The sequence below is a fragment of the Variovorax sp. YR266 genome (assembly GCF_900107295.1).
GTDB lineage: Bacteria > Pseudomonadota > Gammaproteobacteria > Burkholderiales > Burkholderiaceae_C > Variovorax.
Genome location: NZ_FNPM01000010.1, coordinates 77,429 through 104,015, shown reverse-complemented (window position 1 = coordinate 104,015; position 26,587 = coordinate 77,429). Strand labels below are relative to the sequence as shown.

Below are 26,587 nucleotides of genomic sequence, written 5' to 3'. Positions count from 1 at the left end.
CTAGTGCGGTCAAGATCGTCGGTGAAGTAGTTCCGCTTGATGAGAGATAAGAAAATCTCGGAATGCGGGATGTACTTCCCACGAGACTGACTGGAGATCGTTGCGGCTCGTCTCGCTCACTAGGTTGGGTTCGTCGGAAGGTGAGATGTGCACGTATCTCCCGCCTGGACGTGATCGCCGTGCATTCAGGAAACCGACGCGAAACAGGAACGCAAGAACCCGCAACGCATGTTCGTTTGAATCTGAATGCAAGGCGACACCAAAAAGTCGCAGGCTAAACATTGATGGCACTAGCTTCAAGTGCGAAAGTACCTTCGCTGAAGACGCCTTGAATGAACCTTCGTCATAGATCTCACGACGAGCGAAAGTTTTTATTACGTCCTTGAGTGCAGGGAGTTCCTGCTCAGTCTCTTGTGCAAGAAGGTCCACTCTACTTTCTGAGAAAGCCTTCACCACAGGTGCTACCTGCGAATCAACTACCTTGTCGCTCTCCTGGTCCAGTGCGGACTTCGCAAGTGCATGAAGCAGTTGCACACAATCTCGAGGTCTACCGCGTGATCGCGTGACGATCAGGTCTTCCCAACTTGTCACGACATCGCTGAGAGGCATATGCGGTCGAGTCCCCTCGAAGAAGGGCGAATATCGTTCTACGAAGGCCGGTTCACCTGCAGCTTGCTTGGCTAGATCAAGACGCCTTCGGACAATAAGCTTGAGTTGCTCTGCGGTGGGATCCAGTTTTCGAATCAGGCTATAGAAATGATCAGTCTGATCTCGTTGGCTTGCCGTATCGTTCGCGATGCGAATCCAAACTTCCTCACGTAGTGTGATGATGCAGCGTATTTCTGGACTGAGTTCAGCAAGCTCGCGTGCCGCTAGCAATAGCCCCCAAATCCTATTGAGCTGACCGGGTCGCGATGGCGAGGCAACCTGATCCGTGTCATCGAGAAAAATGTAGACGGCCTTTGGTGACTTACTTTCAATCAAAGCTGTCTTAAGGGATTTATCTAAATTTGCGACGATCTCTTTGGGTTGATCAGGAAGTAGGCTCGCGATATCCACGTCCGCAACAGCTTTGGCCACTTTCGGCAAGAATTTGGCTGCCTTTGAAATAAGGTCAGGTCGAGCTGCTCCGGCTTCAATTGCTGCCTGAAATACAGTCATCTCAGCTTTTTTTAGCAACCCACTTAACCGTTCGCCAAGCGCGATTGCAGCTGCCTTGACTAAGACTGTATAGGCGTGCGAGTGTGCTTGTGATACGGAAGCGGATTCCGGCACATCATCCAACGAAAGATCGCGGGGGCGGAGCTTGGCGCATGGGATTCCCTTCGCCTCAAGAACGTCTACGGAGAAATCAACAAGAATGGATTTGCCGCATCCCTTCTTTCCTACTAGAACGATTGGACTGAATGCCGGCGGCACTACAAGCGAAGTCCAAGTTGAAAACTGGACGAAGATCCCATGCCGGATTCCTCTTTCTCCTTCTGCTGTGCCAGTTGGACAGAACGACAGGAGCTTCTCTAAGTGTCTTTTTGCCATGTTGTGGTTTCTTCGTGGTTGTGAACACGTAGCTCAGCATGAATACTCCGAGCGCGATACTGTTGAGGGTCAGCAGGCATAGCGATCTTTGACATGATCGTTGTAGTAGCTGCCCTTAGATGCGGCTCGGATCAAGCCATCGAATATGTGCTGCGGAACTCCGCAGAAGTCATACGTATGTCCCTGAGAGAAGGTGATTCTCATATGCCGTCGCTCTGGGTCATAGCCTACTGCGCTCATTGCTGACGAGTTCACACTGATCATCTGCATGATTTTCCCTCTATTTCAAAGTCAAGGTTCAGCCGATAACGATCGTCCGTCGGGCGTGAAAGTCTTACCTACTGTTAAGAAGCTATCCCTCCAACGGTGAAGTTTGAGTGAGAGAGTTCTCATGTGTGCTCGTGGCTCAATATCTCTCTCACTCGTTCCACAGTAAGCCACTTTCGCTTTGAATGAACGATTCGATGGCAATTTGAGCAAAGGAGCGCCAGATCGGCGACTTTGGTCTTCTCTCCAGGCTTCATTGTGTGGACTGGTTTGGTATGGTGCACGTCGATGATTCCCGCACCCGCGTCGCCGTATCGCTTTGAGAAGTCGAACGCGCAGGCAATACAGAAAAGTCGTCCATACTTCTTCAACGCGTGGGCCTTCGCCTCTTCGACGAGCCGCCTGTCGCGCTCGCGATAGCGGTGCACTCGCGTCGCGACTTTTCCTTCTTCTGCTTCTTCGATTCCTGGTTCGTCCGGTCCCGCTAGGTTTACGTCGTTCGCGTACTCCGTGATGCCGCTTCGGATAAATTGAGCGATCTCAGCCAGTCGCACTGGGTTTTCGGAAAACTGATCCCAGACGTTGCTTTCATCTTTGTTTCCTCGCGACAGGCCTTTCTTGCCGTTGGCCGTGTACTCTGGGTCTAGGCTCCGGAAGTTCATTAGCTTCATATAGACGCCGTTTTCATTACGATAGGTTCCATTGGTGTTCTGTCCCAATACGGCCCCGAGGTAATTGAGCATCTGTGAGAGTTCGACGATCTCAGGTGCCCCTTTGGCAAGTGGAAATGCTCGATTCCGCATATACAGGTCGAGCGCAAGAATCAGTTCATCTCGAGACCAAAGCGCGTTTCGCGGAGTGTCAGTCGTCTTTCCCGCGATCGGGTCTACATCGCTCCCAAAGCTAAAAGTCCATGCTTTGATCTGGCCCTCTTCCGTTGCAAGTGCATCCTTCCAGAGCAAGTGAGCTTGCCCTGGCAGTCGTTCGGATTCACGCTGTACATCGTCGAAATCGTGATCAGACCACTCCTTTCGCTGTGCAGCTCTCTGCATGGCGTTGATTTGGTAGTCCCAATTCCTATTCTGGGATGACCAAGCTTGTGCAAATGGTTCGTCCGCGGCGAGTCCGAGTGGAGGAAGTCCAACTCGATAGCACGCGAAATCGATTCGTGACTGGATATTCCCATGCACCCGTCCATGGGTCTTTATGTCGTTCATGCCGATCGCAGCCGCCGCCTCCTCATTGCTGAAAGGGGGAATGACTCCGTCGTTTGCCTTGGCGGCTGCTCTCAACCACTGCACGAGGGCGGTGGTTCGAGTTTGTGTCTCGCCGTTTTTTAGTACAGGCGGTGTGGGAGAGGCGTTGGCTAACCCAAGTGCACGCCGCGAATACCAGATCGCTCTCGCGCTGAACTCTTCAGGATGGTCCAGGATAATGTGTTCGTAGGAAATCTCGCTCTGATTCGCTTCAGTAAGAGTCTTGAATCCTTCCGTGGGACTTGCCCGTCCAACAGCACTTTCTGCGGCTCCGAGAAGTCCGTGATTTCTCAGTTGGCCGAAGGTTCTGGAGGCGTGGCTACCTTGCGAATGCTTGATCGCCACATATCGGCTCACTGCCTGGACAACCTTTTCTTCGGCGGGACTAAGGCCGGAAAGGTCGAGCCCAGTCTTCTGCGCCACAAGAGATCGCCCTAGATCAACTGATCGTCGCTCAAGAGCATGCCGAATTTCGGGCGTCAAGGCTCCCTTGCGCACGGCATTTTGTTCGAACTGCTCAAGTTCCTTCCAGCTTCCAAGATTCGCAATAGTGCGGAAATTCTTCTCATCCATTTTTTGCGATCTCCCAGATTCATTCGCGGAACTTCAAGGGCTTCTTCTGGTGAGATGCTAGACGCCACAGCACCATTTCGGCAACATCTGTTAACCCATCCCATGAATTGGGGATGCTGTATGCCAGACCAAGCGCCCTCAATTGAGGACGGGCAGCGTCTACGATGACCGTTTGCAGAACCCCTTTCGAATCACAACTACCCAAGGAGGCCAATCCGAGTGTCAGACCTCTCCAATAGCCCCGCCGCCGACCGCAACAAGCAGCCCATCCTCGACGTACTGAACCGTATCCTTAGCGAGCATGGCGCCGCACTAGAGATCGCATCCGGAACAGGCCAGCACGCCGCCTGGTTCGCAGCAGCAATGCCCCAATGGATCTGGCAGCCCACCGACGCAGATGCCCGCATGCTCCCCGCACTCGCAAGCCGAGTCGCAGAAGCCGCACTACCCACTCTCCGCCCGCCGCTCCTGCTCGACGTGATGGCCCCTGAATGGCCATCGCAGGGCCCCGCATTCACTCAAGAAGAAAAGTTCGACGCGATCTACTGCGCCAACATGCTGCACATCGCGCCTTGGGCCACATGCGCCGCCCTGATGCAAGGGGCCGCGCGGCATCTGCTTCCTGGCGGGTTGCTCATCACGTACGGGCCTTACTTCGAAGATGAAGTCCCAACGGTGCCGAGCAACCTGGCATTCGACGAAGACTTGCGCGCCCGAAATCCCGCATGGGGCATTCGTCGCATTGAGGACGTAACAGCAGAGGCGAACCGATCAGGTCTCACGTTGCGCGAGCGGCATGCGATGCCCGCGAACAACTTGCTGTTGGTCTTCGGCTTCCAGTGAATACAGCGTACGCGCCATGAACGTAGCTCTTCGGATTCTTTTCATCGCCGCAGGCGCACTGCTGCTTGGATTCATTTCAAACGTCATCCTGGTCGCCATCGGCCATTGGCATGAAATGAACGTGGCACGCAGTGAGTACGATCTCTCCGATTCCTTCATGATTGCCATATTCGTGCAGGCACTTTGTGTCGTTGCCGGTGGGTTGATTGGCAATTGGCTGTACCGGCGGTAGCGCGGCCGATGGCTCAACATGCGGCTTGGGCGCATTGCCGCCCGTCCAACAACAACTCAGACAGGCGACAAATGGCAACTCCAGATTCCCGCAGGCGCAGCGCATCGTTCAGCCTGGCCGCATTGGCCACCGCAGCCGCACTCGCCGGATGCGCCTCTGTCAGCGAGCCCGCAATCACGCCCGCCCAGACGGCCCAGGCGCAAGCCGCATGCACGGCGCTGCAAGACATGAAGATCGCGGCCTCCGCCATCGGCAAGCCCAGCTCGGGTGCGGTCGTTCAATCTGCGAGCTTCGTCCCCGCCAATGCCGCGGACAACCCCAATGGCGAGTACTGCGCGGTCAAGGGCGTCGTGCTGCCCGTGAGTGCATCGGCGCCCAGCCTCGAGTTCCAGGTCAACCTTCCCACCGCTTGGAACCGCCGTGCGCTGCAGATGGGCGGTGGTGGCTATGACGGCACGCTCGTCACCGGCCTGGGCGCCTACACCGCGCAGCCCAACGGCACACCCAACGCGCTGCGCCAGGGCTATGTCACGCTGGGCAGTGACGGTGGGCACAAGGGCACGGGCAACTTCGACGGCAATTTCGCGCTGAACGAAGAGGCGCTTCTCAACTACGGCCAGCAGTCGGTCAAGAAGACGCACGACGTGGCGCTGGAGATCATCCGGCAGCGCTATGGTGCGGCGCCACGGCGCTTTTATTTCATTGGTGGATCGCAGGGCGGGCACGAGGCGCTCGATGCCGCGGCGCGCTACGCCGCCGACTACGACGGGGCCATTGCCAATTACCCGGCATACAACATCACGATGCTGCAACTGGCGTCGCTGCATGTCGGCAAGGCGCTGTATGCCAATGGCGGCGCGGGTTGGATGAACCCGGCCAAGAAGACGCTGCTCGTCAACGCGGTGTATGCCGCCTGCGACGGGCTCGATGGCGCCAAGGACGGGATCATCGGCAATGTCGCGGCCTGCAACGTGGTCTTCAACATCGACAAGGTGAAGGCCACGCTGCGTTGCGTTGGTGGCGCTGACAACGGCGACTTCTGCCTGTCTGATGCGCAGATCGCGGCCGTGCGGCAGATCGCATCGCCCTATGACGCGGGGTTTGCGGTTGCGGGGCAGCAGGTGTTTCCGCGCTGGCCGGTGCTCGAAGGTGCGGTGTTCTCGGTGTCGTCGTTCGGCGCATCGCGCGTGCCATCGAACCCGCCGGCCGCCACCGATGCGTTGCTGTTCTCCATTGGTGCGGCGCACGCCAAGTATTTCGCCACGCGCAACCCGTCGCTCGATGCGCTGCGCTATGAGCCGGCACGCTACAGGGCACGGCTGCAGCAGCTGGGCAGCATCACCGACGTGACGACAGTGAGCCTCGAGGCCTTTCGCGCCAGGGGCGGCAAGCTGATCCTCACGCATGGCACGGCAGACGATTTCATCAGCCCCTACAACACCGAGGACTACTACCGTCGCCAGGTCGCCGCCTTCGGCCAGGCGGGTGTCGATTCATTCATTCGCTTCTACAGCGTGCCGGGCTTCGGCCACGGCATGGGCCCGTACCGGCTCGGCTATGACGGGCTCGCGGTGCTCGACAACTGGGTCGAGAAGGGGCAGGCGCCTGAAACGATTCCCTCGGTCGACAACAACCAGAACGCCAACCGCTCGCGGCCGATGTGCCGCTGGCCGGCATGGCCGATGTTCACGGGGGCTGCGGGTGCTTCGATGAATGACGCGGCAAACTTCAGCTGCAGGGCGTCCTGACATCGTTGGTACTTTCCATCGGGTTTTGTGCTCGAGTTTCGTGCACCATCGTGCATCGATCACGATGTTTCACTTTTGAAACGCATGCGTGTCTCGATCCCCCGGTGGGGCGTTTAAAGTTCGAGCCCGGTGCGTTTTCGCGTCACGGACTTTTCCCCCAACCGTTTTACTGATTGAAGAAAGAACCCCCGTTTTGAACAAGACCGACCTCATCGCCGCTATCGCCACGGACACGAACCTCAGCAAGGCTGACGCTGCCCGCGCGCTCGATTCCGCCATCGACAACCTGTCGCGCGCCCTCGCCAGCGGCGACACGGTACAACTGATCGGCTTCGGCACTTTCGCCGTGGCAAGCCGCCCCGAGCGCACGGGCCGCAACCCGTCGACCGGCGAGCCGATGACCATCAAGGCCAGCAAGGCGCCCAAGTTCACCGCCGGCAAGGCGCTGAAAGACGCTGTCAACACGCCTGCAGCAGGCCAGTAAGCGCTTTTTCCTCTCTTCCCTCCGTTGCGTCGGCGCAGCAGCGCGGGCCTCGGAGGGCCTCATCTTCAGGAAGCCGTCACATTCCGCGCTAGAGTTCGTGCACGTTCACGAGCCCAGCCATCCGACATGTACGACGCGCCTGTGCCATCAACGCAACAATCCCGCACATTGCAGCAGTGGCTGCTTCGGCTCCTTTTCACAGGGGCCTGCCTCCTGGTTCTGGGCTGTGCAAGCCCATCGGGGCCACGACAAGGGCCAGGGCCCGCCGTCAGCAGCACGCTGACGGACGAACAATCGAACAGCGTCGCAATCCATGCGCTCGGCCTTGTTGGCACGCCGTATCGCTATGGCGGCAACACGCCCGATGGTGGCTTCGATTGCAGCGGGCTCATCGGTTATGTGTATCTCAACAGCGTAGGCGAGTCGCCGCCGCGCACCGTGGCGCGGATGAGCGGCTTCGGCAGCCCGGTGTCGATGTCCGAGCTTCGCACGGGTGATCTCGTGCTCTTCGGCCCGTCCACGCCGTCGCACGCGGGCATCTATGTGGGCGGGGGGCGCTTCGTGCATGCGCCATCGACTGGCGGCGTGGTGCGGCTTGATCGGCTGGATGGCGTTTATTGGTCGCGCCAGACGGTGCAGGCGCGGCGGCCTTGAGTCCGGCAAGCATGTCGGCAGCATCGTTCACCCTCACTCCGACAGACTTCGCGCGCCTTCAGAAGGTCGTCGGTCGTCGCGTTGGCCGCAAGCCGGGTTTGTCGTCCACCCTGTTCATGTTGCGCGCGGCGGTATGGGTGGGCGTCGGATTGCTGGTCGCGGCGTACGTGCGCGTGCTGGACGACTACGCCGAGCTGCCGCATCTCCGGTTCATGGCGTACCTTGTGATGATCGTCTTTCTGCTGCTGGTGTCGCTGCCTCATGTTTCCCAGGCGCTCTGGCGCAAGCACATGTTTGCCCCCAATGGCATGTTTCTCTCGCCCCAGACCGTCAGCATCACGGACAGCGCGCTGACGATCCAGTCCGCAACGATGCGGTCAGAACTTCTGTGGGCGGGCTTCATGGCCCGCGAGGAAGACGACGTGAACCACTATCTCTTTACCGATGAGATGCAGGCGGTCGTGCTTCCTCGTTCTGCCGTTGCATCGTTTGCCGACGAGTTCGAGCGCCTGACTTCGCATCTGAAGAACAAGCCCTGAGGCAAGGGCCTTGCTTCGGTTGACTCCGGCCTCAGCTGGCCTTGCCGCGACCGCTCTTCTTCGGGCTTTCGGCGCGCGGGCTCGCCGCATTTGCTGCCGCTGCAGCAGCGCCATTCAACTGATCGATCCACGACAGCGCATCGACATACGACATGAACCGGTTCAGGTACTCCGGCGAGAGGTCGCGCATCAGCGTGAGCGAGCGGTGCACGAGGTGATGCGAGTTGAGGGGGCCGGCGTTCTCGGGCACCTTTGCCAGTGACTGCGTCAGGCGCCGGTCGGCGCTGAGCTTGGACCAGGTGCTCTTGAAGTAGCGGATCGACTTCAGTTCTGTGGAGGGCGACGAGGCAGAAGAGACAGAAGAGGTGGCGGGCGTCGCCTTGCCTGTTGCGGTCGGGCTGGCATCCATGACCGGCGCGTGCTGGGCGATGTGGTCGACGAGCGCGGCGAGTGCACCGCGTTCAGTCGTTGCTGCTTGCGCCTTCGCAACGTCCGCAGGCGCTGCTTTCTCAAGATCCTCGCCATACGCGGCCAGCAGTGCGACCACCTTGTCGTCGAGCATGCGCCGCGCTTCGCCGCCGTGCGCAGTCGCGCGCCTGGCCATCGCCTCGATGACACGAAAGCGCACAGGGTCGAAGCGCTGATCGCCACGCGCGAGCGCAGCGGCGACCATCGCGCCGGTGTCGCGGCAAGTCTCTTGATCAGTCACGGGGCTTCGTGTTGGCGTTGGAAGGGCGCGGCGTGGGCGCCATCTCCACACGCCGGTTCTTCGAGCGCCCGTCGGCATCGGCATTCGACGCCACTGCCTGCTCGGAGCCGAATGCGGCCGCAAAGATCGACGACGACGGAATGCCGGCCTCGATCAGTGCGCGCGTTACCGTCAGCGCGCGCTGGGCCGACAGCTCCCAGTTGTCTGCAAACTGGCGTGCGTTGTCGCGCATCTGCCGGTCGTCGGTGAAGCCGCTCACCATCAGGATCTCGTCTCGCGACTTGAGGTACGCGGTCAGCGGTGCAGCCAGGCTTTTCAGCAGTTGCCGGCCTTCGGGCTGCAGCTCCGCGGAGTTGAAGGCAAACAGCACGCTGCCGTTGATGCCGATGCGTCCGTTGGCCAGCGTCACGCGGCCGGCCGCGAGCGGCCCTGCAAGGGCCTGTTCGAGCGTCTGCAGGCGCTTGGCCTCGGCCTGCCGTTGCTTGACTTCAGTTTCCAGCTTCGACGCAAGCTCCAGCTGCATGCCCAGCGCGCAAACGAGGATGAGCACAAAGGCTCCGAGCAGGCCGGCCATCAGGTCGCCGAACACCGCCCACACCGGCACGCCCGGCTCGTCGAAGCTGGCGTCGAGCTCTTCGCGCATCATGCTTCGCTGTCCACCGGTGCTTGCTGCTGCCTGCTGGCGATCTGCTGCATGTCTTCGACGATCTGCTTCTGCGACATGATGCTCAGGTCGATCACTTCACGGGCCTGCGCCACGTAGTAGGCCAACTGTTCATCGCTGCGCGCAATGGATTTGCCCAGCGCGCCTTCGATGCGCTGCAGGTGGCCCACGAGCTTGTCGTTCGACTGGCTGAACATCTGCACTGCGAGGCCGAAGGCTTCACCCAGGCTGGCCACTTCGACGGCGCTGCCGGTGATCTGCGCGGCAACGGCGGCCATCTTCTCGGACTCGGCATCGGCCTTTTCAGTGAAGCGGCTGCCGACGCGCTCCAGCAGGTCCGCCGATGCGGACACCAGCGTGTCGATGGCTGTGCGCTGTTCGGTGGATGCGTGGTTCACTGCATCGAGCAGGGTGGCCAGCGTTTCGAGGATGCGGCTGCGTTCCTCCAGCATTGCGTTGTCGCGCGTCATGCTGTCGGCGAGCTTCTGGCGCAGCTCGGTCACCACTTCGGCTGCGGCCCGCGGTGCTTCTGCAGCGGCTTGCAGGAGCTGCGCGATTTCGGCCACGGTGTTCTTCGCATGCGCCTCGGTCTGTGCCGTCATGTCGCGTGCGGTCTGCGCCACTGTGTCGAAGAGCTGCTGCTGCTGGCTTGCGTTGTGTGCGTTGACCTGTTGCCATTCCTGTTGCAGCGAGGCTGCCATGGCCGTGAGCGATTGCGTCCATGCCAAGAGGCGCTGCTCGTCGCGCGATGCCATCTGGGACATCACTTCGGCCGCGGCCTGCGGTGCTTCGGCTGCGGCTTGCAGTAGCTGGGCGATCTCGGCGACGGTGCTCTTCGCATGCGCTTCGGTCTGCGCGGACATCTCGCGCGCGGTCTGCGCCATGGTGTCGAGCAGCTGTTGCTGCTGGCTCGTGCTGTGCGCGCCGGCTTGTTGCCATTGGTCTTGGAGCGACGCGGCCATGGCTGTCAGCGATTGCGTCCAAGCCGAGAGGCGCTGTTCGTCGCGCGATGCCATTTCGGTTTGCAGCTTTGCGTGCGCCTGGTCCACGGTGCCCAGCAGCGAGGCGGAATGCTGCTCGAAGGTTGCAGCGGCTGCCGACAGGGCCTGGTGCGAATCGCCCGAGAGTTTCTCGCTGACGCGCTGATGCTGCGCGAGTGCGTTGCCCCAGGTGTCCGACACGCTGCTCACGGTGCTTTCGAGGCGGGCGGAAACGCTGTCTACCAGCGCGGCCGAGCGTTGCTCGAAGGTCTGCGCGAAATGATCGTGCGAGCCGCGCAGGTCTTGCGACAGCGCCTCGGTCGTGCGCTGGTGCTCGGTAAGGGCTGTCTTCCAGGTGTCGGCCACGCGGGTGGTGGTGGCCTCGAAGCGGCTCGAGAGGCCGTCGAGCTGCTGCTGCACGGTTTGCGAAATGGTGTTGTGCAGCGTGGCGGTTTCGCGCGCGATGCCGGCCATGGTTGCCTCGACGACAGGCTGTATCGCCGCGCTGGCGACGCGTGCACTTTCGGTCAGGCTCTGCTTCAGCGACTGGTCGACGGAAGAAGCGAGGCTGCCGTACACGGCTTCGGCCTTGCTGTGGAAGTGGTCCTGGCTGCTGACGAGGCGTTCGTTCAGCGCCTGGGTCTGCCGCTCCATCGCATGCATCATGGCCTGCAGCTGGCCGACCAGCTCGGGCATGGCGTGGGCCTGCTGCTGCAGCAGCTTGAACGACTCTTCACGCTGGTGGCTGAGCGAGAAGACGCGCAGCACGGTCGCGATCTTCGTGTCGAGCATCTGCCCGGCCTGCAGCCGTTCGCGCCGGCTCAGTGCCGAGGCAAGGCCCAGCATGGCCGATGCGGCCACGCCTGCCACCGAGGTGCCGAAGGCAAGGCCCAGGCCCTTCACGGGGGCGGAGAGCGAATCGCGAATGGTCTGCAGGTCGGTCGAGCTTTCCAGCGCCAGGCCGGTGCCCTTGAGCGTGACCACCATGCCCACGAAGGTGCCGAGCATGCCAAGCAACACGAGGAAGCCGGCAAGGTAGGGCGTCATCGCCGGGCCGGGCAGGCCGACGCGTTCGCCCTCGATGCGCAGGCGCACGGCGTTCTGCAGCGAAGGGTGCAGCTGGCCGAGCCATGTGCCGAGGCTCTCGGGCGGGGAAGAGAGGTCTGCCACGGCGTGCGTCAGCGTGGCCGTGGCCTGCTGAAAGCGGTGCAGCTCCAGCGCGCCCATGATGTAGAACGCGCCGACGATCACGGTAACGGCCAGCGCCAGCGGGTTCGTGCCGATGTATCCGGCGCCCACCCAGCCAACGACGGCCAGGCCTGCGACAAAGACAGCGTATTGAAGGAATCGGGTCATGTAGTTCTGGTGGCCTGGGTGCGAAGGGCTTCGAGCAGCCCTTCGACCGGTTGAAATCGAAAGTCCAGTTCGGCGAGCAGCACGTCCTGGGCGTCCTTGCGGAACACGGCCAGCCACGCTTCGTCGGGCTGGGCACTGTTGTCTTTATCTGTCTCTGGTTCGCCGTCCGGCAGGTCCGGCACGTCTGGTGCCTGGCTGGCCTTGCGCAGGCGCTCGAAGTGCTTTTCGAGGATGCCTGGCACGGCTGACAGCAGGCTGTGCTCTCGCGCCTCCAGCACCTGCGCCATGACCACGTCCACGGACGCGAGCCGGGCCATGGACGGCGACTTTGCCGCCAGCGCCGAGCGCAGCCGGCTGCGCAAAGAGCCGACGCCTGCTTCCATCGCCTGTTGCCGGGCGAGGTAGCGTCGGCGATAGGGGGTGAAGTCTGGCGTTGCGTCCTTGCTGGTGCCGAAGGTGGTGTCTTCGACGATGGCGTTTGCCAGCGCGGTTCGCACGCGTTGGCATTCGCTTTCTTCGGTGTTGCGGGGAGCGCGCGTGCTGGCCTGTGTTGTTGCCGGTGCGCCGTCGAGCGCTGCTGACAGCGAGATGGCATCGGTCCAGCCGAACCACTGGCTCAATCGGTCAGCGGTGGGTTGCGCGGGTTCGCGAGCGTCGATGTCGGTCAGTCGTGAAAGCAAGCGAATGAGCGCCGAGCCGTTGAAACCTGTGCGCCTTGAAACTTGCCCCATAACCTCCTGAACGCGCTTGAACGCACCTCTTCGAAAAACCTCGCAGTCTACAACAGGGCCCTCTCTCGAAGGCCTGCCTGGCGGCCTCGCCAGACCTCGGCTGTGTAACGAAATGCCAGCTTTTTCATTTTGTGCGCGGCGAAGTTACGTGCTCGGGCCGCACGCCCATTCCCACGGCCCGTGCCGGGAGCCTGCGCAGCAGGGGCCAGCGTGCCAACAGCCGCAGCGGCCAGGGCACGTGCCCAACCGTGGCCGTCAGCTCGCCGTCGAGCACTGGCATCAGCACTCGGTCTTGTATGAGGCGCTGCACGGCCTGCGTCACGCGCACGGGCCATTCCCTGCGGCGCTGCAGCTGGGGCAGCAGGGTGTCGATCTCCTTCTCGGTCGCTGTGCCGGCCAGCGCAGTGGCCAGCAGGTTCGCGGCAGCCACGGCGTCCTGCACGGCGAGGTTGATGCCGACGCCGCCCACCGGCGACATCGCATGCGCGGCGTCGCCGATGCACAGCAGCCCGCGGCATGACCAGGCCTCGAGGCGGTCGACCGTCACTTCGAGCAGCTTCACCGCGTCCCAATCGGGCAGCGCCTCAGGCAGCCGCGCGGCGAGAAAGGGCGCGATCTTGCCGATCGCTTCATGGAATGCCCCGATGCCCCGGGCCTGCAACGCATCGTGGCCGCCCTTGGGAATCACGAAGGCGCATTGCCAATAATCGCCGCGGTTCAGTGTCACCAGAAAGCGCCCGCCCGCGACGTGGCCCGCGGTGGCCGATGGGTCGCCGGCCTGCCTGGGAATGGCCATCCACAGCACGTCGATGGGCGCGCCATAGCTGATGTGCGGCAGCGCGGCGGCATCGCGCAGCGCGGAGTGCCGGCCGTCGGCCGCCACCACCAGCGAGGCGTGCAGCTCGACATCCTGCGGCTGGCCCGCGCGGCGGCCTCGCCGCACCTTCACGCCGTTGACGCGGCCCTTGTCCTGCAGCAGGCCGATGGCCTCGGCATCTGTCCACAGCTCGAAGCCCGGGTAGCGCCGGGCCTCGTCGCACATGAAGTCCAGAAACTCCCACTGCGGCATCAGCACGAGAAACCTGCTGTGCGCAGGCAGGTGCGTGAAGTCGGCCACGGGGATGCTGCGGCCTTCGATGGTGGCGCGCAGTTCCTCGATGCGGTCGTGCGGGCGCTGCAAAAAGGCTTCGAGCAGGCCCAGCTCGTGCAATATCTCCAGCGTGGACGGGTGCACCGTGTCGCCGCGAAAGTCGCGCAGAAAGTCGAGATGCTTTTCAAGCACGACGACGGGCACGCCGGCCCGGGCCAGCAGAAGGCCCAGCACCATGCCGGCAGGACCGCCACCTGCGATGCAGCAGCGTGGTTGTGTGTCCATGGCTTCTATCTTTTCGCTCCCTGATGACGGGCTCGATCTTCGCGCGTGGTCCGGTTCATGCATGTAGGCCCGCAGGCATTGCACAGCGGCCCGGCGCTTGCCGTATCCGGGTTTTCCATTACGCAAAGCCACGCGCCCGCCCTGCGCAGTCCGACGGATGCGCCCGCGCCGCAGCCCGGCAAAACTCCTCGGGTCAATAACGAGGAGACATCCGCATGCACAGCATCCGACGCCATCTGGTGTGGCTGGTCGTGGCCGTGGTCGGCGCTTTCGCGCTAGGCACCGTGGCCCTGACCCGAGGCGAAAGCGTCAACGCCCTCTGGGTGGTGGCCGCCGCGATCTGCACCTACCTGATCGCCTACCGCTACTACAGCCTCTTCATCGCCGACAAGGTGCTGGGCCTGGACGGCAACCGCAAGACGCCGGCGCACCGCCACAACGACGGCCTCGACTATGTGCCGACCGACAAGAACGTGCTGTTCGGCCACCACTTCGCGGCCATCGCAGGGGCCGGTCCGCTGGTGGGCCCGGTGCTCGCCGCGCAGATGGGCTACCTGCCCGGCCTGCTGTGGATCCTGGCCGGCGTGGTGTTCGCCGGTGCGGTGCAGGACTTCATCATCCTGTTCATTTCCACGCGGCGCGACGGCCGCTCGCTGGGCGACCTAGTCAAGCAGGAGATGGGCGTGGTGCCCGGCATGATCGCGCTGTTCGGCACCTTCATGATCATGATCATCATCCTCGCGGTGCTGGCGCTGATCGTGGTGAAGGCGCTGGCCGAATCGCCGTGGGGCACCTTCACGGTGGCTGCGACGATTCCGGTGGCACTGTTCATGGGCGTGTACCTGCGCTACATCCGACCGGGGCGCATCGGCGAGGTGTCGCTGATCGGCTTCGTGCTGCTGATGCTCGCCATCTTCGGCGGGCAGGCCGTGAGCCAGAGCGCCGAATGGGCGCCGCTCTTCACCTTCGACGGCAAGGCGCTCACGTGGATGCTGGTGGGCTACGGCTTCATCGCCGCGAGCCTGCCTGTGTGGCTGCTGCTGGCGCCGCGTGACTACCTGTCGACCTTCTTGAAGATCGGCACGATCATCGCGCTGGCCATCGGCATCGTGTTCGTGATGCCCACGCTGCAGATGCCGTCCATCACGCAGTTCGCGCAGGGCAACGGCCCGGTGTGGTCGGGCAGCCTGTTCCCGTTCTTGTTCATCACCATCGCCTGCGGCGCGGTGTCGGGCTTTCATGCGCTGATCTCCTCGGGCACCACGCCCAAGATGCTCGACAACGAGCGCCATGCGCGCTTCATCGGCTATGGCGGCATGTTGGCCGAATCGTTCGTTGCGGTGATGGCGCTGGTTGCGGCCTCGTGCATCGAGCCGGGCATCTACTTTGCGATGAACAGCCCCGGCGCGCTGGTCGGCACGACCGCGCAGCAAGTGGCTGCCACGGTGTCGAGCTGGGGCTTCGTGATCACGCCTGAGATGCTGGTGCAGACCGCGAAGGACGTGGGCGAAACCACCATCCTCGGCCGCGCAGGCGGCGCACCGACGCTGGCCGTGGGCATGGCCCACATCCTCCACCAGGTGATCGGCGGGCAAGCCATGATGGCCTTCTGGTACCACTTCGCGATTCTGTTCGAGGCGCTGTTCATCCTTACGGCCGTGGATGCCGGCACCCGCGCGGGCCGCTTCATGCTGCAAGACCTGCTGGGCAGCTTCGTGCCCGCGCTCAAGCGCACCGATTCGCTGCCGGCCAACCTCGTTGCCACGGCGCTGTGCGTCGCGGCCTGGGGCTACTTCCTGTACCAGGGCGTGGTCGATCCGCTGGGCGGCATCAACACGCTGTGGCCGCTGTTCGGCATCTCCAACCAGATGCTGGCCGCCGTGGCGCTGATGCTGGGCGTGGTCGTGCTGTTCCGCATGAAGCGCGAGCGCTATGCGTGGGTGGCCATTGCGCCGGCAGCATGGCTGCTGGCGTGCACGCTCACGGCCGGCTGGCAGAAGATCTTCTCGGCCGACCCGAAGATCGGTTTTCTCTCGCACGCCGCGAAGTACACCGACGGCATCGCCAACGGCGTGCTGGTGGCGCCGGCCAAGACGCCCGAAGCCATGTCGCGCATCGTGTTCAACGACCGTCTCGACGCGGCGCTGTGCGCGCTCTTCATCTTCGTGGTGCTGAGCGTGCTGGTGTACAGCGTCAAGGCCTGCCTCGCGGCGCGTGCGGCCAACCGGCCGACCACCAAAGAGACGCCGTTCGAGCCCGTGGGCGCGGCAGCCGCAACGGCTGCCCACTGACGCCATGGGCCTCGCATTGCCGGAAGCCGGGCGCTACTTTGCGCGCTCGCTCAAGCAGTCGCTGCGGCTCATGGTCGGGCTGCCCGACTACGACGCCTACCTGACGCACATGGCGGCCACCCACCCTGACCGGCCGCCGATGAGCTACGAGGCCTTCTTCCGCGAGCGGCTGGAGGCGCGCTACGGGGCGGGCAAGGGGCGCTGCTGCTGAGCCTGGCGCGGCATTGCGTTACAGGTCTTTCCGATCGAAGCCCCGTCTCTAGGGATGTACGGGCCGGTTCCCGGGGCCTAGAGTCCCGTCCATGTCCGCAGCCTTGTGGCTGGCATGGAGGGCGATATGTCCCAGGATCCGTTTGCAGAGTTCAAGGGCCGCCAGCGCGAGATGTGGTCGACCTTTGCGCCGACCGCCATGTTCACGACCCCGGTGGCTGGGCATCTCGTCAGGTTCGCGCAGGTAGCGCAGGGCGAGGTGGTGCTGGACGTCGGCACCGGAACGGGCGTGGTGGCCATCACGGCGGCGCGCCGGGGCGCACGCGTCACGGGGCTCGACCTGACGCCCGAGCTGCTCGAAGCCGCGCGCGACAACGCCGGCGTCTCCGGGCATGGGGACATCACCTGGACCGAAGGCGATGCCGAGAACCTGCCGTACGCCGATGCCTCCTTCGACGTGGTGCTGAGCCAGTTCGGCCACATGTTCGCGCCGCGTCCGGAAGTTGCCGTGGCCGAGATGCGCCGCGTGCTGAAACCCGGCGGCCGCATCGCCTTCGCCACATGGCCGCCGGAGGATTTCGTGGGGCGCATGTTCGCCTTCATCGGGCACAACTCGCCGCCCCCTCCGGCCGGCGCGTCGCCGCCGCCGCAATGGGGCAACCCGGGCATCGTCGCGGAGCGCCTGGGGCCGCACTTCGAGGCGCCGTTCTTCGGGCGCGGCACCATGCAATTTCCGGCCCTGAGCATCGAGCACTTCCGCTTGTTCCTCGAGCGCTCGGTCGGCCCGATGCGCAAGCTCGTGGAAGGTCTCGCCGGCGATCCGCAGAAGCTGGCCGCACTGCGGTCCGAGTTCGATGCGCTTGCCGAGCCGTACTACGTCGACAACGTGGTGCACCAGAACTACCTGCTGACGCGCGCGCGGGCACGCTGAGCGCCGCCAGGCCGACACGCCTGGGCCGTTGCAGGAGTTGCCGCATCGAGCCGTCATTGGGCTCAGGCGCCGACTGAGGCGGCCTGTGTCAATTCCAGCTTCTTTCTTTGGCGCGGCGGCGCGACGATGTCTTCCATGTCAATCGTGGAGAACATCGATGCAACCCGAATTCAACCAGCTTGCCGGCCTGTCGTTGCGCTGGCGGGTCTTGCTCTCGGCAGCGCTGCTCCTGGCGGCCGCGCTCTGCGCGGCCAGTCCGCTGGACGCCGGCACGCAATTGCAGGCCGAGCAGCGCTTCCAGCTCGCGCTGGAGGCACAGGCCGCGCGCGACTACCGCTCGATGCTCGAACAACTGCGCCAGGCGGCCAACGAAGGCCATGCCGAGGCGCAGGAGATGCTCGGCATGGTGCTGATGACCGGTCCCGCGCTCTACGGCACCGCCGTGAAGGCCGACCGCTGCGAAGCGGGCATGTGGATGCGCCGCGCGGCGGTGCAGGGCAGCGAGACGGCGAAGGTGCAGCTGACCTTCCTCAACCGGCTGCGCGCCTCGCCTGCGGGGAAGAGCGCCTGCGGCTGAATGCGTAGTGCCTGATCGCGGCCATGCTTGCGCGCTGGTCGCACAATGGCGCATGGCGACGAGGGCATGCTGTCGCCCTCGACACAAGGACCGTCCTCCATGCGCAACGTGCTCGATTTCAGTTCCTGGCAAGGCCTGCTCACGACCCTGATGGGCCTGGTGCTGGTGTCTGTCGTGGCGGTCGGCATACGCCTGCTCGTGATGCACAGCGTGCAGCAGCGGCGCGAGCGCCAGAACCGGCAGATCAACGAGCGGCTGAAGACGCTCATTACGGCCTACAAGGTGCTGGGCGGTTCGTTCACCGGCGACCTTGCCGTCGACCCCAGTCATCTGCGTGAGCTTCGGCAACGGGCAGGGGCTGCGGCGGCAGAGGATGCGGCTGCTCATGCAGACGTGTCCGCATCGGACCGCCGTCGCCGCATCCGCGATGCAGTGGAAGCCGCGCTGTCCGACGTGATCCTGCTGGGCACCGAGACGCACGTGCGCCTCGCCGCCAAGGCGGCCAATGACATGGTCGCGGGCCGCACTGTCGAGACGGCAGAGCTGGTCGTGGCGCTGCGCACTTTCATCCGCGACGTGCTGGACCTCGACCCCGTTCCTGCGGAACTGGGCATTCCCAGGCAAGGCCCCGTGCGGGCGAAAGGCACGCCTGCGCGTGGTGATCGTGGCGAAGGGGCCGGCGGTGGACGAGGCGGTGGTGCCAAAGGCGGCGGTGGTGGCGGCGGCGCGGGGATGCGGTCCGAGACCGTTCTTGAAAGCAACGACGCCCACGCGCCGGGCAACCGCGAATGAAGCGCGAACGAAGAGGGATGCGATGTTCAAGGATCGCTCCGATGCCGGCCGGCAACTGGCGTTATTGCTGAGCCAGTACCGCGATGCACAGCGCTGCATCGTGCTCGCATTGCCGCGAGGCGGCGTGCCGGTGGGTGCCGAAGTGGCACGCGCGCTGCACCTCCCACTCGATGTGCTGGTCGTGCGCAAACTAGGCCTGCCCGGCCATGAGGAATACGCCGCCGGCGCCATTGCAGTCGGCGGCATTCGCGTGACGGGCGAAGAAGCGCCCGGTATGGCGCGCACATTGAAACGGGAGCAGCGCGAACTGCAGCGGCGCGAGCGCGCATACCGGGGCGATCGCGCGCCGCTCGACCTGCATGGCATGACGGCTCTGCTGGTCGACGATGGACTCGCAACCGGCTTGTCGATGCGCGCAGCGGTGATTGCTGCAAGGGCACTCGGCGCAGCCTCGGTCATCGTGGCCGTACCCCTGGGCAGCGCGTTCGCGTGCCATGCGCTGCAGACACCGGCCGACCCGTCAGCGCTGACCGGCATCGGCAGCATGAGCCCCGCCATGACCCATGCCGACGAGGTGGTGTGCCTGCACACGCCAGAGCCCTTCTTCGCCGTCGGTGCCTGGTACGAATCATTCGAGGCGCCCAGCGACGAAGAGGTGCTGCAGGCGCTGGCGCAATGGCGCTGATGATCTTTCTTCCCCGACGCCTCCGCACCGTAGACTCCTGTGTCACCAAAGAGTGGAGCGGAGTGATGGTCCAGAGAGAAGTACACAACGGGAGAGTGGGACGAAGCGTCTTCCGCTTTGCAATGCGTGCGGGAGCATTGATTTCATGCGTGGCGCTGCTGGTTGCTACTGCCTTGGCGCTGGCAGGCTGCGCATCGCATGACCCGAATCTCAAGCGCATTTCCGGGGATTCCATCGAACTCCACGAGAAGCTGATGTTTTCCGCCATCGCAGGCGCAGCGCCCGGCGTGCGGCACTACCACGGCTTGTTGCCCGGCACCTACAAGGCCACCATGGAAGACAAGGCCGGCCGGTACTACTTCGGCAACGGTGCCCTGCTGGTGCTTGGCGGTCAGCAGAATGCCGATGGCACCACCGAGGAGCCACTGGCCGTGGGAGGGTTCTGGCTGGCGAAGGACAAGGGCGCATCTCCGCCTATGCGCCTGTTCTACCTGCCGAAGTTCCGGGATCAGGGCACGATGGTGAACGGCGTGATCGTGAACACCATTGTGCAAACTCCGGGGCTCTCGGTCGGACAGGCCGGCATTGCCGGTGCGCTGGGCGGTGCGATTGCCGGGGCAATCGTCGAGAGTGGCGTCGTGGGGTATGGCCCGAAGAACGGGGAGCCGATCTTCGTTCCGTTCAAACAGGTGCCGGATGAGAGTCTGCTCTTCACGCAAGCTGTGGCTAGCCTCACCCCGGCCAAGGCGGAAGAGGCGCGTTGAGACAGGAAGTACCTACAGGCAATGAAGAACGCACTCTCTTGACCAACGAAACCGAGCCTGGCGCCGATGCCCATCCATTCATTTGCCGCAACCGACCTCGTCTTCGATCACCAGAAACTCGGCGTGCTTCTGGTGTTTCCGACAGAGCAACTGCCTCAGGCGCGGCTTCGTCCCAGCCCGGTCGACCTCGAGGAACTCGTCGACAGCCCGCATCCCTATCTGCGTGAAATGGCCGAACAGGCCTTGCAGCGTGACAACGGAATCAAGAATGCTCTGGACGCGATCGCGAGCGAGTTCGAATTTGCTCCGCTCCCCACCCTGAAGCGATGGTGTCAGGCCAACGGCTTTGCGGCGCTTGCCTCGGAGTTGGCGCAACTGCCTGTCGCGGCGGCGGAAGGCACCTTCAAATTCAAGGGCTACCTTCCGACCAGGATCGATGAATCGGCAGCAACACGCTACGCCGCGTTGCTTCTCCTCATGGCTGTGCGTGCGATCTTCTTTGGCGAGCGAAGAGGTCTGGATCAGATCGTCGGCAGCATCGAGGCCAAGGGCTGGCGCTATGCCCGTGTGCTTCCTGAAGACTCTGCGCTCGTGGTCAGCGGCTTCATGACGCTGTCCGAACATTTTTCCGATCTGGGGATGGCGACGGTGCTCCGCTCATGCGCTCAGCGAATAGTCGATGCTCTTCATCCCGAAGACAGACCTGTCGCTGCGCTCGCAATCACTTATTCGTTGCTGGTGTCGACCGGTCGTTCCGCATTGGCCAAGAATCCTCAGCTACTTCTGAAGTTCGCTAGCTGAAGAATTCAGAGCTTCTTTTCGGTCGAGTGCTATGCCTTCTGCGCCGGAGCACTCATCGCATCGAACCCACGCCCCAGATCCACCGTCAGATCCTCCGGCGCCTCCAACCCGATGTGCAACCGCACCACCGCCCCGCGCTTGCTCCAGTCCGTCACGCTGCGTGCCGCGCGCATGTTGGTCCAGGCCACCAGGCTTTCATAGCCGCCCCACGATGAGCCACGCCCGAACAGCGTGAGCGCATCGACGAAGCGCTCGACCGCGGCGCTCTCGATGCCGGGCTGCAGCTCGATGGAAAGCAGCCCATTCGTCCCGCTGCAATCGCGCTTCCAGATATCGTGCCCCGGATGTTGCGGCAGTGCCGGGCAGAACACAGTCGCCACTTCAGGCCGCTTCTGAAGCCAATGCGCCACTTCGAGCGCATGCCGCTCGTGCATCTGCAGCCTAGCCGACAGCGTGCGCATGCCGCGCAGCACCAGCCATGCGTCGTCGGGGCTCACGGTCATGCCGAATGCATCGCAGCGCTCGTTCAGCGGCCGCCATGCGGCTTCGGTGGTGGCGACTGTGCCCATCATCACGTCCGAGTGGCCCGAGAGGTACTTGGTCGCGGCCATCGTCGAGATGTCGGCGCCCAGCGCCAGCGGCCGGTACTGGCAGCCCGAGCCCCAGGTGTTGTCCGCCGCGAGCAGCGCGCCGCGCGCGTGCGTCAGCTCCGCGAGCTTCGGCAGGTCGCACATCTCGTAGACCAGCGAGCCAGGGCACTCCGCATACACCAGCCGCGTGTTGGGCTCGAACAGTTCCTCGATGCCTCTGCCGTCCGCCGCGAAGAACGAACTGCGAATGCCGTACGGCTCCAGGAACGAATGCACGAGGTTGCGCGTGGGCTCGTACACGCTGTCCGACATCAGCACATGGTCGCCCGGCTTCAGGTACGACAGCAGCAGCATGCCGATGGCCGCGAGGCCGGTCGGAAAGAGCCGCGTGCGGTAGGCACCTTCGAGTTCGCTCACCGCGTCTTCCAGCGCGAAGGTGGTCGGGGTGCCGCGTGCGCCGTAGCTGAAGATGCGTTCGTCGTCGCGCCGCGCGCGTGCGTCGCGCATTGCGCCCACGCTGTCGAACAGCACAGTGCTCGCGCGCACCAGCGGTGTGTTGACGGGCGCGCCACCGGCATAGGAAGGCGCCTTGCCGGTGCGCGTGAGCCGGGTGTCGAGGGAGAGTCCAGGGAAGTCTTTGTGCGAGTTGGACATGGTGTTCAAGCGTTGGCCAAGCCTCGATGGTGCGTCAATCTGCCTTCGCACCGGAAAGTTTGACGATGCGCGACCAGCGGTCGATGTCCTGGCGCAACTGCGCGGCGAAGGCTTCGGGCGAATTGGCCACCACTTCACTGCCACCATCGTTCACGAGCTTGGTCACCTCGGGCATGCGCAGCGTGCGCACGATGGCTTCGTTCAGATAGGCCACGCGCTCGGGCGGTGTGCCGGCCGGTGCGAAGAAGCCGTACCAGTCTTCGAAGCGTGCACCGGCGTAGCCCAGTTCCTCGAGCGTCGGTGCATTCTTGAAGACGCCGATGCGGCGCGGGCTGGTCACGGCCAGCACGCGCAGCTTGCCGTTCTGCACCAGGCCCGCGACCGAAGATGTCGAGGTCACGAGCACATCGACCTGTCCGCCGAGCAGGTCGGTGAGTGCGGGGCCGGCACCCTTGTAGGGAACGTGCGTCATGGCGATGCCATCGTCTTTCGACAGCACCACGCCAACGAGGTGCGACAGCGTGCCGTTGCCGGGCGTTGCATACGTCACCTTGCCGGGGCTGGCCTTGGCCTTGGTGGCGAGGTCGGCGAAAGTCTTGAGCGGCGAGTTGGCATCCACCACCAGCGCGAGCGGCGCGGCGTTGATCTGCGTGATGGGAATGAAGTTCTTGATCGGGTCGAAACCGGGCGCCGCATACAGCGTGGGGTTCACGGCCATGATCGACACCTGCGAGGTGAGCACGGTGTAGCCGTCGGGCTTGGCGTCGGCCACGGCCTTGGCGCCGATATTGCCGCCCGCGCCGCCGCGGTTGTCGACCACTGCCGCCTGTCCCATGATTTCCGGCAGGCGCGTGGTCACGAGGCGTGCGGTTGCATCGTTGCCGCCGCCGGGCGGGAAGGGCGAGATGAACTTCACCGTCTGCGACGGATAGCCGTTGCGCGGCGCGAGCGGTTCGGCTGTGGCTGGCTGCAAGACGAGCGCCGCGAGCCATGCGGCGGCGACGGCAAAACGGGCAAGGTGCGGGATGCGGCTGGCGAACGACATGACGGAACTCCTGGAATAGGAACGGACAAGGACGAACAGAAAGCGGAAGCCGGGCTCAGGGGTGCGATGCGGCGGTGGGAAGGCGGAAGGCGGCCCGCTCCTGCGCGTCGAGCTGCGCGACGAGGCCGGTCTCCCATGCGAGGTAGCGGCGCGCGGCTTCCTTGTTGCCGTCGTGCCGGTCGTGCACGAAGAACAGGTAGTCGATGCAGTCGCTGTCGGCGGGCAGCGCGGGCGTGGCCTCGACGGGCAGCCCTGCGGCGCGCCATGCGGCCATGCCACCGGCCAGCAGCAGCGGCGCGGGCGAGTGGCCTGCGAGCTCGGAGGCGGCAGCCCATGCCGCAAGCGCGGCATCGTCGGCGACCAGCACGAGCTGGCGGGTCTCGCTCTTCACGTCGCCTGCGAGGCGAGGGCGAATCGACCAGCGCGCCTGCGGGATGTGACCGGCGCGAAACTGCATGCTGCCGCGCAGGTCGATCACCGCCACCTCGTTGCGCTCGATGCGCGCAGCGAGGGCCTGCGCATCGATGGTGGCCAGTGCGGGTGCACCCGGCGCTGCAGCAGGCGCGAGCGAGAGGCCACTTGCCAGCCCGCCCTCGAGCACGCTCGCGTCATGCCCCATCTGCCGCAGCCAGCTCGCGATGGTCGGTGCGCGCACGCCGTCGTTGTCGAACAGCACGAGCCGGGCACCGCGCACGCCGAAGTACTGGTCGCCGGCCTGCATCAGTTGGCCGCCCGGCGTGTGCTGCGCGCCGGGCAGGCTGCCGGCCGCGAATTCTTCCGGCGTGCGTACGTCGCACAGGAACAGGCTGCGGCTTGTATCGGCGGCCCATTGCTGCACGGTCTGCGCGTTCACCGCCGGCACGTCGAAGCGGGCGGCCAGCGCTTTCGCGGCGGGGCGCAGGTCGGTGTTGCCGCTGTCGTCCGCATAGCGCCGCGTGCCGCCATGCTCCAGCGTGTGGTCGCCCAGGTACCAGCCCTGCGTGCCGTTCTCCAGCGCATAGACGGGGTTGGGCAGCCCGAGGTTGATGAGCGTCTGCGCGCCGATGATGCTGCGCGTGCGGCCCGCGCAGTTGATGACGATGGGCGTGGTGGTGTCGGGCACCAGCTGGCGCACGCGGTAGGCCAGTTCGCCGTTGGGGCAGCAGGTGGCGCTGGGGATGTTCATCTTGTGGAACTCGCTGACGGGGCGGCCGTCGAGCACCACGACCTTGTCCTTGCGCGCCAGCATCTCGGCGAGCTGGTCGGCGCTGACGCGGGGCGTGTGATAGACCTCTTCGGCCAGCTCGCCGAAAGTCTTCGAAGGCAGGTTGACGCCCGCGAACAGCACGTAGCCCGCGGCCTTCCATGCGCGGGCGCCGCCTTGCAGCACGTGCACGTCGGTGTAGCCCAGCACGGCCAGCCGCGCGGCGGCGCGTTCGGCCACATCGGCATCGCCTTCGTCGTACACCACCACCCGCACGCCGCGGCGCGGCACAAGGCGCGGCGCATCGATTTCCAGCCGGCTGAAGGGCAGGGGAATGCCGTAGAACAGATGCGCCTCGCCGTACTGGCCGTGCTCGCGCACGTCGAGCAGCGCGATTTCGCCGCCGTCGTGCAGCCAGGATTTGAGGGTCTTCGGGTCGATGAAGGAGGTCATGAGAGCAAGTCGTTGGGACGAACGAAGTCCTGCGAGGCCGCAGCGCGCGGCCCGCATGAGGAAAAGGAAAGCCGGGAAGGGAGCGCTTAGCGGCGCGTCTGCACGCCGATGCCCATGGTCTGGTACGTGCCTGCTGCCAGGTCGTAGGCGGTGCGCTGGTTCAGCGTTTCGAGCGCGCGGCCGTACATGTGAAGGTGGCGAATCACTTGCTCGCCCTGGATCTCGACCGAATGGATGTCTTCAGGCATCAGCGCGATGCCCTTGCCCGGCGCGACGACGACCAGTTCGGTCTGCTTCAGCTTGCCCACGCCCGGCACGCTGCCGTCGTCGGTGCGCTCGTACACGCGGTTGTGCTCGGTGCCCTCCACGGCTGCGATGCAGGCCCAGGTCGTGTGGTTGTGCGGCACGATCTTCTTGCCCGGGCGCATCACGTTCAGGTACAGCGCGTAGCTCTGGTCCGGGTCTTCGGCGATCAGGTAGCGGGCCTGGTGCTCGCCGGCCTCGGGCGGCGGGAAGTCGGCGGCGCCCCAGTATTCGGTGTGCGCGGCCAGGTCTTGCAGCGAATCGAGCACCACGTCGAGTTTTTCGCGGGTGGCTTCAGCGCCGCCGATGGCTTTCTTCATGTCGGCGATGGACGCCTCGACGGCCTGGCGGCGTTGCTCGGAAGGGGTGCTCATGCAGTTTCTCCAGTGGGGTTGCCTGTTTGGTGTGCATTCACTGTAGTGACGGGGGCGTGATGCAACAATCCAAGCAGAGCAGGAAACACATCAATAAAATTAATGTATGCCCACGCTCGATCTCGAACTGCTGCGTTCTTTTGCGGCCGTCGTCAGCCTCAACAGCTTTGCGGCGGCGGCGGTGCACCTGGGGCGCACGCAGTCGGCCATCACGCAGCAGATGCAGCGGCTGGAGGAGCAGATCGGCCATCCGCTGTTCGCCAAGCAGGGGCGGCAGAAGCGGCTCACGGAGCACGGCGAACGGCTGCTCACCTACGCGCATCACATGCTGGCGCTGAACGACGAGGCGCTGCGCAGCCTGCGGCAGGGGCAGCTCGAAGGCAACCTGCGCATCGGTGCGCCGCACGACGTGGCCGAGACCATGCTGCCGCTGCTGCTGACCGAGGTGGCGCGCACCTCGCCGCTGCTGCAGCTCGACATCCACATTGGCCGCAGCCCCTATCTCATGACATCGCTCAAGAGCGGCGAGGTCGACATGATCATCTCCAACCGCGCCGACGAGCAGTCGCAGTTCGAAGGCGTGGTGCTGCGCACTTCGCCCACCGTGTGGCTGTGCGCCGCGAGCTACGTGCACGACCCGACGAAGCCGGTGCCGCTCATCATGGCCGACGGGCCCAGCATCTTCCGCCGCATCGGCCACGAGGCGCTCGACGCGGCGGGCGTGGCCTGGACGCCGCGCTACACCTCGTCGAGCCTGATCGGCATCAAGGCCGCATTGCGCGCGGGGCTGGGCGTAACGGCGCGCGGCGTGGAGCAGCTCGACGCGGGCCTGCGCGTGCTGGGCGCGGGCGACGGCATGCCGCGGCTACCCGACCTGGCGTACTACCTCTATGTGCGCAGCCATGTGGTGAACCCGGTCACGCGGCAGGTGTTCGAGACGCTGAAGAAGCACCTGCGGCTGCCGCGTACCGACATGCCTGCGTAGGG

The 26,587-nt window shown here is 64.2% G+C and carries 27 protein-coding genes; 15 read left to right on the top strand and 12 right to left on the bottom strand.

The window, feature by feature from the left end:
• Nucleotides 1-9 precede the first annotated feature (9 nt).
• From BLW48_RS35080 to BLW48_RS35665, 3 genes are all read right to left on the bottom strand, one after another.
• On the bottom strand, nt 10-1,536 hold the full coding sequence (locus BLW48_RS35080) for a P-loop ATPase, Sll1717 family (RefSeq protein WP_143047779.1): 1,527 nt from the start codon (nt 1,534-1,536) through the stop codon (nt 10-12).
• A gap of 69 nt (nt 1,537-1,605) precedes the next feature.
• The gene (locus BLW48_RS25025) at nt 1,606-1,776 is read right to left on the bottom strand and encodes a KTSC domain-containing protein (protein ID WP_256330917.1); all 171 of its coding nucleotides are present in this window, start codon (nt 1,774-1,776) and stop codon (nt 1,606-1,608) included.
• Nucleotides 1,777-1,925: 149 nt separating this feature from the next.
• On the bottom strand, nt 1,926-3,632 hold the full coding sequence (locus tag BLW48_RS35665) for an HNH endonuclease (protein ID WP_218137522.1): 1,707 nt from the start codon (nt 3,630-3,632) through the stop codon (nt 1,926-1,928).
• Between the two features lie 219 nt (nt 3,633-3,851).
• On the opposite strand from BLW48_RS35665, the gene BLW48_RS25015 reads away from it, so the two are divergent.
• The 6 genes from BLW48_RS25015 (at nt 3,852) to BLW48_RS24990 (ending at nt 8,132) form a co-directional block, all read left to right on the top strand.
• Nucleotides 3,852-4,475: a DUF938 domain-containing protein gene (locus BLW48_RS25015; RefSeq protein ID WP_093178094.1), complete on the top strand. Its 624-nt coding sequence runs from the start codon at nt 3,852-3,854 to the stop codon at nt 4,473-4,475.
• A 16-nt stretch (nt 4,476-4,491) separates the two neighbouring features.
• Nucleotides 4,492-4,707 carry a hypothetical protein gene (locus BLW48_RS25010; RefSeq protein WP_093178092.1) on the top strand — a complete coding sequence of 72 codons (216 nt, stop codon included), beginning with the start codon at nt 4,492-4,494 and terminating at the stop codon, nt 4,705-4,707.
• A gap of 71 nt (nt 4,708-4,778) precedes the next feature.
• On the top strand, nt 4,779-6,455 hold the full coding sequence (locus BLW48_RS25005; RefSeq protein ID WP_177142401.1) for a tannase/feruloyl esterase family alpha/beta hydrolase: 1,677 nt from the start codon (nt 4,779-4,781) through the stop codon (nt 6,453-6,455).
• 193 nt (nt 6,456-6,648) lie between these two features.
• On the top strand, nt 6,649-6,939 hold the full coding sequence (locus BLW48_RS25000) for an HU family DNA-binding protein (RefSeq protein WP_093058078.1): 291 nt from the start codon (nt 6,649-6,651) through the stop codon (nt 6,937-6,939).
• A gap of 126 nt (nt 6,940-7,065) precedes the next feature.
• Nucleotides 7,066-7,593, top strand: a complete 528-nt coding sequence (locus BLW48_RS24995) for a C40 family peptidase (protein ID WP_093178088.1) — start codon at nt 7,066-7,068, stop codon at nt 7,591-7,593.
• Nucleotides 7,594-7,604: 11 nt separating this feature from the next.
• Entirely contained in the window at nt 7,605-8,132 is a 528-nt protein-coding gene (locus BLW48_RS24990; protein ID WP_093178086.1) for a YcxB family protein, read from the top strand.
• 31 nt (nt 8,133-8,163) lie between these two features.
• Here the strand turns inward: BLW48_RS24990 and BLW48_RS24985 are convergent, their stop codons facing one another.
• The 5 genes from BLW48_RS24985 to BLW48_RS24965 form a co-directional block, all read right to left on the bottom strand.
• Entirely contained in the window at nt 8,164-8,805 is a 642-nt protein-coding gene (locus BLW48_RS24985) for a DUF2894 domain-containing protein (protein WP_256330916.1), read from the bottom strand.
• Nucleotides 8,806-8,833: 28 nt separating this feature from the next.
• Entirely contained in the window at nt 8,834-9,484 is a 651-nt protein-coding gene (locus BLW48_RS24980; RefSeq protein WP_093058182.1) for an OmpA family protein, read from the bottom strand.
• On the bottom strand, nt 9,484-11,841 hold the full coding sequence (locus BLW48_RS24975) for a DUF802 domain-containing protein (RefSeq protein ID WP_093178083.1): 2,358 nt from the start codon (nt 11,839-11,841) through the stop codon (nt 9,484-9,486). The genes BLW48_RS24980 and BLW48_RS24975 overlap by 1 nt, the downstream gene beginning before the upstream one ends.
• Nucleotides 11,838-12,572: a DUF3348 domain-containing protein gene (locus BLW48_RS35075; protein ID WP_101952297.1), complete on the bottom strand. Its 735-nt coding sequence runs from the start codon at nt 12,570-12,572 to the stop codon at nt 11,838-11,840. Before BLW48_RS35075 ends, BLW48_RS24975 begins: the two co-directional genes overlap by 4 nt.
• A 124-nt stretch (nt 12,573-12,696) precedes the next feature.
• Complete coding sequence (locus tag BLW48_RS24965; RefSeq protein ID WP_093178082.1) at nt 12,697-13,947, bottom strand: FAD-dependent oxidoreductase; 1,251 nt, start codon at nt 13,945-13,947, stop codon at nt 12,697-12,699.
• A 215-nt stretch (nt 13,948-14,162) separates the two neighbouring features.
• Between BLW48_RS24965 and BLW48_RS24960 the strand changes: the two genes are divergently transcribed.
• The 8 genes from BLW48_RS24960 (at nt 14,163) to BLW48_RS24925 (ending at nt 20,998) form a co-directional block, all read left to right on the top strand.
• Nucleotides 14,163-16,238 carry a carbon starvation CstA family protein gene (locus tag BLW48_RS24960; protein ID WP_093178080.1) on the top strand — a complete coding sequence of 692 codons (2,076 nt, stop codon included), beginning with the start codon at nt 14,163-14,165 and terminating at the stop codon, nt 16,236-16,238.
• Nucleotides 16,239-16,242: 4 nt separating this feature from the next.
• On the top strand, nt 16,243-16,449 hold the full coding sequence (locus BLW48_RS24955) for a YbdD/YjiX family protein (RefSeq protein ID WP_093058085.1): 207 nt from the start codon (nt 16,243-16,245) through the stop codon (nt 16,447-16,449).
• Nucleotides 16,450-16,575: 126 nt separating this feature from the next.
• Nucleotides 16,576-17,379, top strand: a complete 804-nt coding sequence (locus BLW48_RS24950; protein WP_093178079.1) for a class I SAM-dependent methyltransferase — start codon at nt 16,576-16,578, stop codon at nt 17,377-17,379.
• A 157-nt stretch (nt 17,380-17,536) separates the two neighbouring features.
• Nucleotides 17,537-17,956, top strand: coding sequence for an SEL1-like repeat protein (locus tag BLW48_RS24945; protein ID WP_093058086.1), 420 nt, complete (start codon nt 17,537-17,539; stop codon nt 17,954-17,956).
• A gap of 99 nt (nt 17,957-18,055) precedes the next feature.
• Nucleotides 18,056-18,748, top strand: a complete 693-nt coding sequence (locus BLW48_RS24940; protein ID WP_093178077.1) for a hypothetical protein — start codon at nt 18,056-18,058, stop codon at nt 18,746-18,748.
• 22 nt (nt 18,749-18,770) lie between these two features.
• Complete coding sequence (locus BLW48_RS24935) at nt 18,771-19,433, top strand: phosphoribosyltransferase (RefSeq protein WP_093178075.1); 663 nt, start codon at nt 18,771-18,773, stop codon at nt 19,431-19,433.
• The gene (locus BLW48_RS24930) at nt 19,424-20,197 is read left to right on the top strand and encodes a hypothetical protein (RefSeq protein ID WP_143047778.1); all 774 of its coding nucleotides are present in this window, start codon (nt 19,424-19,426) and stop codon (nt 20,195-20,197) included. The genes BLW48_RS24935 and BLW48_RS24930 overlap by 10 nt, the downstream gene beginning before the upstream one ends.
• A 66-nt stretch (nt 20,198-20,263) precedes the next feature.
• The gene (locus tag BLW48_RS24925; RefSeq protein WP_093178072.1) at nt 20,264-20,998 is read left to right on the top strand and encodes a hypothetical protein; all 735 of its coding nucleotides are present in this window, start codon (nt 20,264-20,266) and stop codon (nt 20,996-20,998) included.
• A 29-nt stretch (nt 20,999-21,027) separates the two neighbouring features.
• Here BLW48_RS24925 and metC read toward each other — a convergent pair whose 3' ends face one another.
• The 4 genes from metC to BLW48_RS24905 form a co-directional block, all read right to left on the bottom strand.
• Nucleotides 21,028-22,242 carry a cystathionine beta-lyase gene (metC, locus tag BLW48_RS24920; RefSeq protein WP_093178206.1) on the bottom strand — a complete coding sequence of 405 codons (1,215 nt, stop codon included), beginning with the start codon at nt 22,240-22,242 and terminating at the stop codon, nt 21,028-21,030.
• Between the two features lie 34 nt (nt 22,243-22,276).
• Nucleotides 22,277-23,287 (bottom strand): Bug family tripartite tricarboxylate transporter substrate binding protein, encoded by a 1,011-nt coding sequence (locus BLW48_RS24915; protein WP_093058090.1) that lies wholly within the window; start codon nt 23,285-23,287, stop codon nt 22,277-22,279.
• A 55-nt stretch (nt 23,288-23,342) separates the two neighbouring features.
• On the bottom strand, nt 23,343-24,923 hold the full coding sequence (locus tag BLW48_RS24910) for a rhodanese-like domain-containing protein (protein WP_093178070.1): 1,581 nt from the start codon (nt 24,921-24,923) through the stop codon (nt 23,343-23,345).
• An 86-nt stretch (nt 24,924-25,009) separates the two neighbouring features.
• Complete coding sequence (locus tag BLW48_RS24905; RefSeq protein ID WP_093178069.1) at nt 25,010-25,600, bottom strand: cysteine dioxygenase family protein; 591 nt, start codon at nt 25,598-25,600, stop codon at nt 25,010-25,012.
• A 106-nt stretch (nt 25,601-25,706) separates the two neighbouring features.
• Between BLW48_RS24905 and BLW48_RS24900 the strand changes: the two genes are divergently transcribed.
• Nucleotides 25,707-26,585 carry a LysR substrate-binding domain-containing protein gene (locus BLW48_RS24900; protein ID WP_093058093.1) on the top strand — a complete coding sequence of 293 codons (879 nt, stop codon included), beginning with the start codon at nt 25,707-25,709 and terminating at the stop codon, nt 26,583-26,585.
• Nucleotides 26,586-26,587 lie beyond the last annotated feature (2 nt).

Excerpts from the sequence above, each read along its gene's own strand:
- BLW48_RS35080 (WP_143047779.1), bottom strand. The coding sequence starts at position 1,536 with ATGGCAAAAAGACACTTAGAGAAGCTCCTGTCGTTCTGTCCAACTGGC.
- BLW48_RS25025 (WP_256330917.1), bottom strand. The coding sequence starts at position 1,776 with ATGAGCGCAGTAGGCTATGACCCAGAGCGACGGCATATGAGAATCACC.
- BLW48_RS35665 (WP_218137522.1), bottom strand. The coding sequence starts at position 3,632 with ATGGATGAGAAGAATTTCCGCACTATTGCGAATCTTGGAAGCTGGAAG.
- BLW48_RS25010 (WP_093178092.1), top strand. The coding sequence starts at position 4,492 with ATGAACGTAGCTCTTCGGATTCTTTTCATCGCCGCAGGCGCACTGCTG.
- BLW48_RS25005 (WP_177142401.1), top strand. The coding sequence starts at position 4,779 with ATGGCAACTCCAGATTCCCGCAGGCGCAGCGCATCGTTCAGCCTGGCC.
- BLW48_RS24995 (WP_093178088.1), top strand. The coding sequence starts at position 7,066 with ATGTACGACGCGCCTGTGCCATCAACGCAACAATCCCGCACATTGCAG.
- BLW48_RS24990 (WP_093178086.1), top strand. The coding sequence starts at position 7,605 with ATGTCGGCAGCATCGTTCACCCTCACTCCGACAGACTTCGCGCGCCTT.
- BLW48_RS24985 (WP_256330916.1), bottom strand. The coding sequence starts at position 8,805 with ATGGTCGCCGCTGCGCTCGCGCGTGGCGATCAGCGCTTCGACCCTGTG.
- BLW48_RS24980 (WP_093058182.1), bottom strand. The coding sequence starts at position 9,484 with ATGCGCGAAGAGCTCGACGCCAGCTTCGACGAGCCGGGCGTGCCGGTG.
- BLW48_RS24975 (WP_093178083.1), bottom strand. The coding sequence starts at position 11,841 with ATGACCCGATTCCTTCAATACGCTGTCTTTGTCGCAGGCCTGGCCGTC.
- BLW48_RS35075 (WP_101952297.1), bottom strand. The coding sequence starts at position 12,572 with ATGGGGCAAGTTTCAAGGCGCACAGGTTTCAACGGCTCGGCGCTCATT.
- BLW48_RS24965 (WP_093178082.1), bottom strand. The coding sequence starts at position 13,947 with ATGGACACACAACCACGCTGCTGCATCGCAGGTGGCGGTCCTGCCGGC.
- BLW48_RS24960 (WP_093178080.1), top strand. The coding sequence starts at position 14,163 with ATGCACAGCATCCGACGCCATCTGGTGTGGCTGGTCGTGGCCGTGGTC.
- BLW48_RS24955 (WP_093058085.1), top strand. The coding sequence starts at position 16,243 with ATGGGCCTCGCATTGCCGGAAGCCGGGCGCTACTTTGCGCGCTCGCTC.
- BLW48_RS24950 (WP_093178079.1), top strand. The coding sequence starts at position 16,576 with ATGTCCCAGGATCCGTTTGCAGAGTTCAAGGGCCGCCAGCGCGAGATG.
- BLW48_RS24945 (WP_093058086.1), top strand. The coding sequence starts at position 17,537 with ATGCAACCCGAATTCAACCAGCTTGCCGGCCTGTCGTTGCGCTGGCGG.
- BLW48_RS24940 (WP_093178077.1), top strand. The coding sequence starts at position 18,056 with ATGCGCAACGTGCTCGATTTCAGTTCCTGGCAAGGCCTGCTCACGACC.
- BLW48_RS24935 (WP_093178075.1), top strand. The coding sequence starts at position 18,771 with ATGTTCAAGGATCGCTCCGATGCCGGCCGGCAACTGGCGTTATTGCTG.
- BLW48_RS24930 (WP_143047778.1), top strand. The coding sequence starts at position 19,424 with ATGGCGCTGATGATCTTTCTTCCCCGACGCCTCCGCACCGTAGACTCC.
- BLW48_RS24925 (WP_093178072.1), top strand. The coding sequence starts at position 20,264 with ATGCCCATCCATTCATTTGCCGCAACCGACCTCGTCTTCGATCACCAG.
- metC (WP_093178206.1), bottom strand. The coding sequence starts at position 22,242 with ATGTCCAACTCGCACAAAGACTTCCCTGGACTCTCCCTCGACACCCGG.
- BLW48_RS24915 (WP_093058090.1), bottom strand. The coding sequence starts at position 23,287 with ATGTCGTTCGCCAGCCGCATCCCGCACCTTGCCCGTTTTGCCGTCGCC.
- BLW48_RS24910 (WP_093178070.1), bottom strand. The coding sequence starts at position 24,923 with ATGACCTCCTTCATCGACCCGAAGACCCTCAAATCCTGGCTGCACGAC.
- BLW48_RS24905 (WP_093178069.1), bottom strand. The coding sequence starts at position 25,600 with ATGAGCACCCCTTCCGAGCAACGCCGCCAGGCCGTCGAGGCGTCCATC.
- BLW48_RS24900 (WP_093058093.1), top strand. The coding sequence starts at position 25,707 with ATGCCCACGCTCGATCTCGAACTGCTGCGTTCTTTTGCGGCCGTCGTC.